We start from the raw sequence: 11,467 nt of genomic DNA on the forward strand, positions 1-11,467 counted from the left end.
CAATGTGTTCAATTGCTGTTTCCCGGCTCACTGCGACCCGACAGGCTGTCGCGCAGAGTGCACAACAGTGAACGCCGTGCCCGGTGATCCAAGGCAAACGCCTGAAGCCAGACGAACGGCACTCTATGTGGTACTGAACCAGGTACCTGCAGGCAAAGTCGTCAGCTATGGTCAATTGGCCGAAATGGCCGGGCTGGGGCGTGCTGCGCGCTGGGTCGGGCGTACCCTCGGGCAACTGCCTGATTCGACACAGCTTCCCTGGCACCGTGTGATTGCTGCCGGTGGCCGCCTGAGCCTTGCGCAGGGCACACCTTCAGGTGATGAACAACGTGCCAGGCTGCGTGCAGAAGGGGTCACCGTCCAGAATAATCGTGTGGATATGTCGTGCCATGGCTGGCGTCCAATGGAGCACAGCGGTTAGAGTGCGCGCTTTGTTTTCGTAAACTTGAGGCAGATGTTGGCCCATGCCCCGTAAAACCTGGCGCGATGCGCTCGCTGCCTATGCCAGCCCGTCAACGCTGGTGCTGTTGCTGCTCGGCTTTGCCGCCGGCCTGCCGTACATGTTGGTGTTCTCAACCCTGTCCGTGTGGCTGCGCGAGGCCGGTGTGGCCCGCGAGACGATTGGCTATGCCAGCCTGATAGGCTTGGCGTACGCCTTTAAATGGGTGTGGTCGCCACTGCTCGACCAGTGGCGCCTGCCACTGCTGGGCAAGCTCGGTCGACGCCGCTCCTGGCTCGTGTTATCGCAGGTGCTGGTCGTGGTGGGCCTCATCGGGATGGGGTTCTGCGACCCCCAAAAACACTTGTCCTGGCTGATTGCACTGGCCGTACTTGTCGCGTTTGCCTCGGCAACACAGGATATTGCCGTTGATGCCTATCGCCTGGAGATCGCCGACGATCAGCGCCAGGCAGCCCTGGCAGCCAGCTATATGGCTGGCTACCGCGTCGCGGCCCTGCTGGCTACCGCGGGCGCCCTGTTTTTCGCTGAAGGTTTCGGCTCCACCGGTTTCAACTACCTCCACAAAGCCTGGACCGGTACCTATGTGCTGTTCGGTGTAATGATGGTGCCGGCACTGGTTACCAGCCTGTTGATGCGCGAACCGCCTGTACCACTGCGCACTCAGTTGTCGGCGGCGCGCTATGGCTTTGCCCACCAACTGGTATCCGTGTTCGTGCTGATCGTACTGCTCGTGTCGGTACCGGCAACGTTTACCCAGTTGTACTACACCGACTTTGCAAGTGTGCTGTTCGAGGGCGTGAGCCTGCTTGACCTGCTGCTGGAAGACCGCGCGTTCCTTCGCGCGATTCTGTACATCACGCTCACAGCGTTGTGCCTGTCCTCAATGGGCCGGCGTGGCCTGGCCCCGGTGCTGACCCCGGTCAACGACTTCATTACGCGCTACCGCTGGCAGGCCTTGTTGCTGCTTGGGCTGATCGCAACCTACCGGATGTCCGATACAGTGATGGGCGTGATGGCCAACGTGTTCTACATCGATCAAGGCTTCACCAAGGATCAGATCGCCAGCATCAGCAAAATCTTCGGGTTGATCATGACCTTGGTGGGCGCCGGCCTAGGCGGGCTGCTGATCGTCCGTTTCGGCATCCTGCCGATCCTGTTCATCGGTGGCGCAGCCTCGGCCAGCACCAACATCCTGTTCCTGATGCTGGCAGACATGGGCCCCAACCTGAACATGCTGATCGTCACCATCTCGCTGGATAACTTCAGCTCTGGCATGGCGACTTCGGCGTTTGTCGCCTACCTGTCGAGCCTGACCAACCTCAAGTTCTCGGCCACCCAGTATGCCCTGCTCAGTTCCATCATGCTGTTGCTGCCAAGGCTGATCGGTGGATACTCAGGCGTCATGGTGGAAAAGTTCGGCTACCACGACTTCTTCCTGATTACGGCACTGCTGGGTGTACCCACGCTTATCCTGATTGCCCTGCACTGGCATCAAGAAGCCCGCCGTGGAAAGCCTGAACCTCAGGATCAGCCACAGAACTCGGTGGGCGAACGCCCTTAATCCGAGACAACCGGCTCGCCAGCGCTCAGCACCGTACGCAACGGCCAGAGCGCCAGCAGGCCGGCGACACCCGCGACCCAAGCGAACGTCAGCAAGCCCTCACCCGCGCCCAGTATTGCCAGCAAGGAGCCTCCCAGGCCGAGCAAAGCAATGGTGATCATGCCCAGCATCGCCGACACCAGGCCTTTGCTTTGCTCGCTGGCAAACAGCGTGATGCGGTACAACACGGCATTACAGACTCCAAGGCCAAGCGCGTATACCGATAGCCCTGCAACCACACCGATCACCGACGGGTACAACCAGGCAACAACCATCATTGCCAGCAAACCACCCACCAGCGGCCACAGCCCACGGCGCACGAGGGCCAGCAGTGTATAGCGCTCGGCAATCCGGTTAATGATCAGGTTTCCGGCAATCAGGCCGCCAAACACCGGCAGTTGCCACAGTGCGTAGTCCAGCGTACTCAAGCCCTGGCCGTGAATGAGCAGTACCGGTGACAGCCCGATCCAGGCGATCAACGGCAACCCGATCAAACCAAGCGCCATGCTGCCCGCGACGAAGTAACGGTTGAGCAACAACTGCCGATAACCGGCCAACAAGGGCAGCAGATGAATCGGCTGAAACGCCAGCCTGCTGCCGTCACGCCGCTCAACACCGAGTGTTTCAGGCATGAAGCGATACAGCGCCAACCAGGCAAGCATGCCACCGGCGCCGATCAGTACAAAAATCCAACGCCAGGACATCCACTCCAGCAACAGCGTGCCGAGCAAAGGCCCCAGCAAGGGGGATAGCAAGGCGATATTCGCGAGCAGGGCCATCATCCGTACCGCATCCGCCTCGCTGAAGGCTTCGTTCAGAGCGGGATAACTCACCGTCACCACAAAGCCCAGACCAATCCCCTGCAACAATCGCAGCAGGTTGAACAGCTCAATCCCATCCACCCAATGGGTGAGCAGGCACATCAAGCTGAAAAACACGCAGCCACCGAGCAGCAGCGGGCGCCGACCATAACGGTCCGCCAACGGCCCGATCAGCCATTGCAGCAGTACGCCGCCAAGCAGATAGAGGTTCAGGGCATGGGGGATGAAATCTGCGCTCGCCTGCAGGTCATTCACCACCGTAGGCATGGCAGGCATTACCACATCACTGGCGACATAGGTCAGCAGCTCGAAGAACGCCAAGGTCAGTGCGAAGCAGAATGCACGCAGCGGGGTGATTTGCAGCAGCGGGGTCAACATGGGAACGCCAGGCCAAACGACATTTGGCCAGCCTGTATGCCAGAAAAGTCACGCTCGCGATAGGACATTCCAGGCACCCGCCTTGCCGACGATGCTATCGGCAAGGCGGGTGCCTAGGGAGGCAACGTTTTAGGCAGTCGCTTCCTGGACCACGCGAATCACGCGCTGCGGAAAGGGAATGTCGATCCCCTCGGCACGCAGGCGATCACGGGCATGCTCGTTGAGCATGAACAACACATCCCAGTAGTCACCGGTATTGACCCAGGCACGCAGGGAAATGGTGATCGAACTGTCGCCCAGGGTCGACACGACGGCTTGTGGCGCCGGATCCTTGTGAACCCGTGGATCATTGGCCAGCTCAAGCAACACGCGACGCGCAGCCTGCAAGTCGGCATCGTAGTCGACACCAACATCAAACACGACCTTACGGGTCGGCTGACGGTTGTGGTTGGTGATAATGCCGTTGGACAGGCTGCCGTTGGGCATGATCACGGTCTTGTTGTCACCCGTACGCAGCACCGTGTGGAAGATCTGGATGCTATCCACCGTTCCGCTGACCCCTTGCGCTTCGATCACATCACCAATGCGAAACGGACGGAACAGCAAAATCAGCACGCCACCGGCAAAGTTCGCCAGGCTGCCCTGTAATGCCAAGCCAATGGCAAGGCCTGCGGCACCAATGGCGGCAACGAAGGACGTGGTTTCTACGCCGATCATCGAAGCGACGCTGACCATCAACAGCACTTTGAGGGCGATGTTGGCCAGGCTACTGATGAACCCCTGCAGTGCAAGGTCGGCATTACGCAAAGCCAGCAACTTGCCCAGACGGAATGTCACCTTGTTGATCAGCCACCAACCAATGGACAACGTCAGCAGCGCCAACAGAAAACGGCTGCCGTACTCCATGATCAATGGAATCCAGCTTTGTGAGGTCTTGACCAGTTGATCGACTTCAGCGTTCAAATCCATAGTGCTCTCCTGATGCCAAATGGCAAAAGCGTAAATATCCCACCGCAATCGTATCAACGGCCTAGAGAAGCTCGGACGCCAGAACGGCGCCGAGGTTCCTGACGCAGGGTGCTCAGTCGCGGAAATTGTTGAACTGCAATGGCATGCCGAATTCCTTGGCACGCAAGGCGGCGATGGCCTCTTGCAAATCGTCGCGCTTCTTGCCGGTTACCCGTACCTGCTCACCCTGGATGGCGGCCTGAACCTTGAGTTTGGCCTCCTTGATGTGGGCAACGATCTTCTTCGCCAGCTCTTTGTCGATACCTTCCTTGAGGACGGCTTCCTGTTTCATGACCTTACCGGACGGGTAAGCATCCTTGATCTCCAGGCATTGGGCGTCGATCTTGCGTTTGATCAGCGACAACCTGAGGATTTCAATCATCTGCTCAAGCTGGAATTCGGCTTCGGCTGTCAGGTTGACAGTCAGCTCCTTTTCCTTGAACTCGAAGCTGCCTTTGCCTTTCAGGTCGTAGCGCCGGTCCAGTTCCTTGATCGCGTTGTCTACCGCGTTGGTGACTTCGTGTTTGTCCAGTTCCGATACCACGTCGAACGACGGCATATCCTTTCTCCAAAAATAAAAGACACGCTACCTGCCCTGATGAAAGAGCACGATGGAGCGCGCCGGGTTTGACGGTTAAAATGCTCGCTCATTATAACGGTTGCGAAACGCGGATGAGCAGCACCTGGCATATTCTCGGCGCCGGCAGTCTGGGCAGCCTTTGGGCCTGTCGTCTGGCTCGTGCAGGCAAAGCAGTACGCCTGATCTTGCGGGACGATGAGCGTGTGGCTGCCTATGAGGCCGCGGGCGGCCTGACGCTGATCGAACAGGATCAGGCGCACACTCATGCCATTCCCGCACAGACAGCGACGGGCGCAGGGCCTATCCACCGTCTGCTGGTGGCCTGCAAAGCCTACGACGCACACAAGGCGGTTGCCCCCCTGCTGCCCCGCTTGGCCCCCAATGCCGAGCTGATCCTGCTGCAGAACGGCCTGGGCAGCCAGGACGAGGTTGCCGCCCTGGTGCCCCACGCACGTTGTATCTTCGCCTCCAGCACGGAAGGCGCCTTTCGTCAGGCGGACTGGCAGGTGGTGTTTGCCGGCCACGGCTTCAACTGGCTGGGCGATCCCGCCAGGCCCAGCACGCCCGACTGGCTCGATGAACTGGAAGACGCCGGGATACCACACCAGTGGACACCCGACATCCTTACCCGCCTCTGGCGCAAACTGGCCTTGAACTGCGCCATCAACCCACTGACGGTGTTGCATGAGTGCCGCAATGGCGGCCTGAGCGAACACCACTGCGAAGTGGCGACCCTGTGCTTGGAGCTCGCCGAGCTGTTGCGCCGCTGTGGTCAACCACAGGCCGCCGATGGCCTCGCCGAGGAGGTGGAGCGAGTGATTCAGGCCACCGCCGCCAACTACTCATCGATGTACCAGGACGTCCGTCAGGGCCGCCGCACAGAGATCCACTACCTGCTCGGCCATGCCTGCCGCATTGCCGCCCGTCATGGCTGCGAATTGCCGCATCTGGAACGGCTCCACCGGCGCCTGGTCGAGTACCTGAATGCGCATGGATTGCCCAGCGACTGACTCGGGCGGTACTCTGGCCGCCTAAACCCCCACCAGGATCACGCCTCAACCATGCCATTGCGCGAACGCCTGGAAAACCTGCCCGTTGGGCAAAAGCTACTAGCTGCCCTGCTGGTGCTGCTGATTACCGTGATGTTGGTCGCCAACCTGACCTTCATCAGTGCTGCCTATTGGATCTCTCAAGAGAGCATGGCGCCCCAGGCGTTGCAGACCATCGGTCGACTGGTATCCAACCCTCAACTGGCGCAACAGGCTAGCGACTCACCGGAAGCCGCCGACCGGCTGCTCAGGGAGCTGGACAGCTATTCGCCACTGCGCGCTGCCGCCCTGTATGGCAGCGATGGCAAGCGTCTCGCGCAATTGCAGCACGGCGAATTACTCGACCTGCCCAAACGCTATCGCAACATCGAAACCTGGCGGCTCACCGAATTTCGCAACACCCAACTGATCCCGCTGCCACGCCCTGGTTCACCGCCCAGCCACTTGCTGCTGGTGGCCAGTAGCGAACTGCCGATGGCCTTCTACACCGGCACGCTGACCGCCAGCCTGGGGATTCTGGTGTTCAGTGTGCTGCTATGGATGATCATCGCCCGGCAGATCAAGCGCCTGATTACCGAGCCGATCGACCGGCTTGAACAGCTCACGCGCCAGGTGACCCGTGAAGAGAACTATGCCCTGCGCGCCCAGCCGGGTAACCGCGACGAAATCGGCAGCCTCGCAGAAGCCTTCAACACGATGCTTTCGCGCATCGAAGCACGCGAACAGCAGCTCAAGCGCGCTCGCGACGAATTCCAGGATGCCTTCGACCAGGCTCAGGGCCTGGCCGAGGAGACACGCCATACCAACCGCAAGCTTGAACTGGAAGTCCAGGTACGCAGCAAGATCGAGAAAAAACTCACCGGTTTTCAGAACTACCTCAACAGCATTATCGACTCGATGCCCTCGGCCCTGATCGCACTCGACGAGCAGCTCTACGTCACCCAGTGGAACCAGGAAGCCACCGCCCTCTCCGGCACACCGCTGGACGAGGCGCTGAACCAGCCGATTTTCCTCGCCTTCGAGCCATTACGCCCCTTCCTGCCGCAACTCAAGGAAAGCGTCGAGAAGCACCGAGTAGCGAAAATCGAACGCGTCACCTGGACCAAGGACGACGAACCTCGCCACTATGCCCTGACTTTTTACCCACTCATGGGCGGTGGCGGACGTGGCGTGGTGATCCGTATCGACGACATCACCCAGCGCCTGTCGCTGGAGGAAATGATGGTGCAATCGGAAAAAATGCTCTCGGTCGGCGGCCTGGCAGCGGGCATGGCGCATGAAATCAACAACCCACTCGGGGCGATTCTGCACAACGTCCAGAACATCCGGCGGCGGCTGTCGCCTGACTTGCCGAAGAACATCGAGCAAGCCAGTGAAGCAGGCATCGACCTGAGCGTCGTCAACCATTACCTGCAACTGCGCGAAGTGCCGCAACTGCTCGATGGCATCCAGCAGGCCGGCACCCGAGCGGCCAAGATCGTCACCCATATGCTCAGCTTCAGCCGCCGCAGCAATCGCCAGCTGGTGCCTTGCGACCTGCCAGCCTTGATCGACCAGGCGGTAGAAATCGCCAGCAACGACTTCGACCTGACCATCGGTTTCGACTTCAAAGGCCAAGCCATTGTCCGCCAGTTCGACCCTGAACTGGGGCCGGTACCCTGTACGGCGAACGAGCTTGAACAGGTGCTGCTGAACCTGCTTAAAAACGCGGCTCAGGCCATTCACCAGCGCCAGGATGATAGCGAGCCCGGTCGCATCATCCTGCGCACGCGACTGAATCCGCCATGGGCCGAGATCCAGGTCGAAGACAACGGTGTCGGCATGACGGAAGCCGTCCGCAAGCGGACCTTCGAGCCGTTCTTCACCACCAAGGAGATTGGCCAGGGCACCGGGCTGGGGCTGTCCGTCTCCTACTTCATCATCACCAATAACCACAAAGGCCAGATGGAGGTGCAGTCAGCACCCGGTCAAGGCACCTGCTTCACCTTGCGCCTGCCCCTGGCAACCCCCACACCGAACCAAAAGACGGAGTCTTGAACATGGGTTTTCGTTTGTCGAAGATCTACACCCGCACGGGCGACAAGGGTGAAACGGGCTTGGGCGATGGCCGCCGAGTACCGAAGGATCACCCACGCATTGAAGCCATTGGCGAAGTAGATACGCTCAACAGCCAGCTTGGCGTGCTGCTGGCAGGCCTTGCGACGGACCCTGCCCTGACAGAACTGATCGAAGTGCTTTCACCTTGTCAGCATCGACTGTTCGATCTGGGAGGCGAGCTGGCGATGCCCAGTTATCAAGCCTTGAATGACGCGCAAGTGGAATCACTGGAGCAGGTGATCGATCGCTGGAACGATGAACTGGGACCGCTGGAGAATTTCATTCTGCCCGGAGGCTCAGCCCTGGTCGCCCAGGCCCATGTCTGCCGCAGCCTGGCCCGCAGTGCCGAACGACGCTGCCAAGCGCTGAACGCCATTGAGCCATTGACTGGTGTTGGTTTGGCCTACATCAACCGGTTGTCCGACCTACTGTTCGTGGCGGCACGACTGATTGGGCGGCGCCAGGGCGTGGCCGAGGTGCTGTGGCAGCCTGCAGCCAAACCCTGAGGCGCCAGTCAGCGCCCATCAAGCACGATTCGCAGTGGTTACATCTCGGGCCAGAAGGCCCGAATCCCGGCAACACCCTGCGCACCGCTCTGCCAGGCCCGCTCACGCTCTGCATCGCCAACGCCACCGAGCAGGAACACCGGACGATTGAAGCCCTCGATCAACTGCGAGGCCTGCTCCCAGCCTAATGGCGCGGTATCCGGATGGCTCTGCGTCGCCTGCACCGGCGAGAGGGTGACAAAATCAACCCCCATCTGCTCAGCCAACGCCAACTCTTCGGCGTTATGGCAGGACGCTGCCAGCCAACGGTTCTGCGGGAACGGACGCCCCTTGCTGGCGTACTTGCGCAATTGTGTCGCAGTCAGGTGCCAACCGGCCGCCGGGAAGTCGCCCAACCACTCCAACGGCCCCTTGAGCATCAACTGTGCCTTGCCAGCACAGAGGCCGACAGCATCCACGGCGAGGTCGCGGTACTGCGGGTCATACATGTTCGGCGCACGCAATTGCAGCAGCTTCACGCCGCCAGCAATGGCCTTCTGCATACCGCGCAGCAACTGGGACGTTTCCAGGCCGTCCGGGGTAATCAGGTACTCACCGGGCAAACGCGCAGCCGCCACAATCGGCCGGTTGGCTTCAGGGAAGTCGTACTGCGCCAACTCGCGTGGCGCCACCCAGGCCAACGGCTGGCCCTCGGCACCGTGGGGCTCACCGGTAAACGCGGACACCTCCCACACATCCAGCAGCACCTGTTTGTCCGGGTAGTCATGCTTGACCTTGATCAATGGCCGCGCCGCACTGACGGCAATACCCAGCTCTTCCTGAAGCTCACGGGCCAACGCAGCCTGTACGGCTTCGCCCTCCTCGACCTTGCCGCCCGGAAACTCCCAAAGGCCGCCCTGATGCTGACTGTCGGCACGCCGAGCAATCAGCACCCGGCCATCGGTACCGCGAATCACGGCGGCAGCTACATGAATACGTTTCACCGTCCACACTCCGCCAATCCCGCTTTCTGCCAGGCCTGGAAAGCGGGCCACTGGTAAATCGCTTCGATGTAGTTGAGCGCTTCAACCGGCAGTTCAACCCGGTAAGTGCGCAGGCGAACCGCCACTGGCGCAAAAAACGCGTCGGCCAGGCTAGGCGTGCCAAACAGGAACGAGCCGCTGGCGGTTGCGGCAGTACGGCACTCGGCCCACAAGGCAACGATACGGTCGATATCCGCCTGGACGTCCGCCGGGGTTACGTCCAACGCCTGGTCACGGCTCAGGTCGAATGGCATGGTGCCACGCAGGGCAAAGAAACCGCTGTGCATCTGCGCACAGGCAGAGCGGGCCTGAGCACGGGCAGCGACGTCGGTCGGCCACAGATGGGCGTCCGGATGACGCTCGGCCAGGTACTCGGCAATCGCCAGGGAATCGGCGATGGTGCCATGCTCGGACTTGAGCAACGGCACCTTGCCGGTCGGCGAATGCTCGAGCAAGCGGGCGCGGGTATCAGGTTGATTGAGTTTGACGAGTTGCTCGGTGTAGGACGCTCCGGTCAGTTCCAGCGCCAGGGCGGCGCGCAGTGACCAGGAGGAGTAAAGCTTGTCGCCGATGATCAGGTGGTAGCTCATGGTTCGGCTCCAGAAGGTTTGGAGAATGTACCGCCGCTGTCGCCGACCAGGCTGGCTCGCGCTGGAGCCGGCCTGGTCAACGAGTCGATCAGCTCCGGTATTCGGCGTTGATCTTCACATACTCATGGGACAGGTCAGTGGTCCAGATGACCTCGCTGCACTGGCCACGGCCCAACTCGATGCGAATGGTGATTTCTTCCTGCGCCATGACAGCGGCGCCCTGCTCTTCGGTATAGCTGGCACTGCGACCGCCTTTGCTGGCGATGCAGACGCTACCCAGGTAGACGTCGATCAGGCTCACATCCAGGTTCGGCACACCCGCACGGCCTACTGCCGCCAGAATACGGCCCCAGTTCGGGTCGGAGGCGAACAGCGCGGTCTTGATCAGCGGCGAGTGGGCCACTGCGTAAGCAACGTCCAGGCATTCCTGATGATTGCCACCGCCGTTGACTTCAACGGTCACGAACTTGGTCGCACCTTCACCATCGCGAACGATAGCCTGTGCCACCTCCATGCATACCTCGAACACTGCCTGCTTCAACGCCGCGAACAGCGGGCCGCTGGCTTCGGTGACTTCAGGTACTGCGGCCTTGCCGGTCGCAATGAGCATGCAGCAATCGTTGGTCGAGGTATCGCCATCGATAGTAATGCGGTTGAACGACTTGTTCGCGCCGTCCAGCAGCAGGTCCTTGAGCACGTGCGGTGCAACCTTGGCATCGGTGGCGATGTAGCCCAGCATGGTCGCCATGTTCGGGCGAATCATGCCCGCGCCCTTGCTGATGCCGGTCACGGTGACCGTGACGCCATCGTGCTGGAATTGACGGCTCGCGCCCTTGGGCAGGGTGTCGGTGGTCATGATGCCGGTCGCGGCGTTTGCCCAGTTGTTTTCCGACAGGTCGTCCAGCGCGGCTTGCAGAGCGCCTTCAATCTTTTCGACCGGCAGCGGCTCGCCGATGACGCCGGTGGAGAACGGCAACACCGCACTGGCATCAACGCCAGCCAGCTCGGCCAGCTTGGCGCAAGCGCGCTCAGCAGCCGCCAGGCCCTGTGCACCGGTACCAGCGTTGGCATTGCCAGTGTTCGTCAGCAGGTAACGTACGGTGCCCTGTACACGCTGCTTGGCGAGGATTACAGGTGCCGCACAGAAGGCGTTCAGGGTGAACACACCTGCCACGCTGGAGCCTTCGGCACAGCGCATGACCACGACATCCTTGCGCCCTGGGCGCTTGATGCCCGCCGAGGCGATGCCGAGTTCAAAACCTGGGACCGGGTGCAACGTTGGCAAAGGACCAAGACCAACAGCCATGAAAGCGCTCCTAAAAAAAATACGCCGAGCTCGTTGCCGCGGCGCTTGAG

At 60.8% G+C, this 11,467-nt stretch carries 11 protein-coding genes; 5 read left to right on the plus strand and 6 right to left on the minus strand.

The window, feature by feature from the left end; genetic code table 11:
- Positions 1-67 precede the first annotated feature (67 nt).
- Complete coding sequence (locus tag CS390_RS19950) at positions 68-421, plus strand: MGMT family protein (RefSeq protein ID WP_099775709.1); 354 nt, start codon at positions 68-70, stop codon at positions 419-421.
- A 43-nt stretch (positions 422-464) separates the two neighbouring features.
- Positions 465-2,021 (plus strand): AmpG family muropeptide MFS transporter, encoded by a 1,557-nt coding sequence (locus CS390_RS19955; RefSeq protein WP_065758931.1) that lies wholly within the window; start codon positions 465-467, stop codon positions 2,019-2,021.
- Here CS390_RS19955 and CS390_RS19960 read toward each other — a convergent pair.
- From CS390_RS19960 to CS390_RS19970, 3 genes are all read right to left on the minus strand, one after another.
- Positions 2,018-3,256, minus strand: coding sequence for an MdfA family multidrug efflux MFS transporter (locus tag CS390_RS19960; RefSeq protein WP_099776772.1), 1,239 nt, complete (start codon positions 3,254-3,256; stop codon positions 2,018-2,020). The genes CS390_RS19955 and CS390_RS19960 overlap by 4 nt on opposite strands.
- A gap of 132 nt (positions 3,257-3,388) precedes the next feature.
- Complete coding sequence (locus CS390_RS19965) at positions 3,389-4,228, minus strand: mechanosensitive ion channel family protein (RefSeq protein WP_099775710.1); 840 nt, start codon at positions 4,226-4,228, stop codon at positions 3,389-3,391.
- A gap of 112 nt (positions 4,229-4,340) precedes the next feature.
- Entirely contained in the window at positions 4,341-4,826 is a 486-nt protein-coding gene (locus CS390_RS19970) for a YajQ family cyclic di-GMP-binding protein (protein WP_065758929.1), read from the minus strand.
- A 113-nt stretch (positions 4,827-4,939) separates the two neighbouring features.
- On the opposite strand from CS390_RS19970, the gene CS390_RS19975 reads away from it, so the two are divergent.
- Genes CS390_RS19975 through CS390_RS19985 form a run of 3 tightly spaced genes read left to right on the plus strand, consistent with a single transcriptional unit; the run spans position 4,940 to position 8,499 of the window.
- Positions 4,940-5,857 (plus strand): putative 2-dehydropantoate 2-reductase, encoded by a 918-nt coding sequence (locus tag CS390_RS19975; protein ID WP_099776773.1) that lies wholly within the window; start codon positions 4,940-4,942, stop codon positions 5,855-5,857.
- Positions 5,858-5,908: 51 nt separating this feature from the next.
- The gene (locus CS390_RS19980; RefSeq protein WP_099775711.1) at positions 5,909-7,933 is read left to right on the plus strand and encodes an ATP-binding protein; all 2,025 of its coding nucleotides are present in this window, start codon (positions 5,909-5,911) and stop codon (positions 7,931-7,933) included.
- A 2-nt stretch (positions 7,934-7,935) separates the two neighbouring features.
- Positions 7,936-8,499, plus strand: coding sequence for a cob(I)yrinic acid a,c-diamide adenosyltransferase (locus CS390_RS19985; RefSeq protein ID WP_099775712.1), 564 nt, complete (start codon positions 7,936-7,938; stop codon positions 8,497-8,499).
- A gap of 38 nt (positions 8,500-8,537) precedes the next feature.
- Here CS390_RS19985 and CS390_RS19990 read toward each other — a convergent pair whose 3' ends face one another.
- The 3 genes from CS390_RS19990 to argJ form a co-directional block, all read right to left on the minus strand.
- On the minus strand, positions 8,538-9,482 hold the full coding sequence (locus CS390_RS19990) for a Nudix family hydrolase (protein WP_099775713.1): 945 nt from the start codon (positions 9,480-9,482) through the stop codon (positions 8,538-8,540).
- A complete protein-coding gene (locus tag CS390_RS19995; RefSeq protein WP_099775714.1) occupies positions 9,479-10,111 on the minus strand; it encodes a glutathione S-transferase family protein in 633 nt (210 codons plus the stop codon). Before CS390_RS19995 ends, CS390_RS19990 begins: the two co-directional genes overlap by 4 nt.
- Before the next feature lie 88 nt (positions 10,112-10,199).
- A complete protein-coding gene (gene argJ, locus CS390_RS20000) occupies positions 10,200-11,417 on the minus strand; it encodes a bifunctional glutamate N-acetyltransferase/amino-acid acetyltransferase ArgJ (RefSeq protein ID WP_099775715.1) in 1,218 nt (405 codons plus the stop codon).
- Between the last annotated feature and the right edge of the window lie 50 nt (positions 11,418-11,467).

The sequence above is a fragment of the Pseudomonas sp. HLS-6 genome, assembly GCF_002753995.1.
GTDB lineage: Bacteria > Pseudomonadota > Gammaproteobacteria > Pseudomonadales > Pseudomonadaceae > Aquipseudomonas > Aquipseudomonas defluvii.

Excerpts from the sequence above, each read along its gene's own strand:
- CS390_RS19980 (WP_099775711.1), top strand. The coding sequence starts at position 5,909 with ATGCCATTGCGCGAACGCCTGGAAAACCTGCCCGTTGGGCAAAAGCTA.
- CS390_RS19995 (WP_099775714.1), bottom strand. The coding sequence starts at position 10,111 with ATGAGCTACCACCTGATCATCGGCGACAAGCTTTACTCCTCCTGGTCA.
- CS390_RS19965 (WP_099775710.1), bottom strand. The coding sequence starts at position 4,228 with ATGGATTTGAACGCTGAAGTCGATCAACTGGTCAAGACCTCACAAAGC.
- CS390_RS19955 (WP_065758931.1), top strand. The coding sequence starts at position 465 with ATGCCCCGTAAAACCTGGCGCGATGCGCTCGCTGCCTATGCCAGCCCG.
- CS390_RS19975 (WP_099776773.1), top strand. The coding sequence starts at position 4,940 with ATGAGCAGCACCTGGCATATTCTCGGCGCCGGCAGTCTGGGCAGCCTT.
- argJ (WP_099775715.1), bottom strand. The coding sequence starts at position 11,417 with ATGGCTGTTGGTCTTGGTCCTTTGCCAACGTTGCACCCGGTCCCAGGT.
- CS390_RS19985 (WP_099775712.1), top strand. The coding sequence starts at position 7,936 with ATGGGTTTTCGTTTGTCGAAGATCTACACCCGCACGGGCGACAAGGGT.
- CS390_RS19970 (WP_065758929.1), bottom strand. The coding sequence starts at position 4,826 with ATGCCGTCGTTCGACGTGGTATCGGAACTGGACAAACACGAAGTCACC.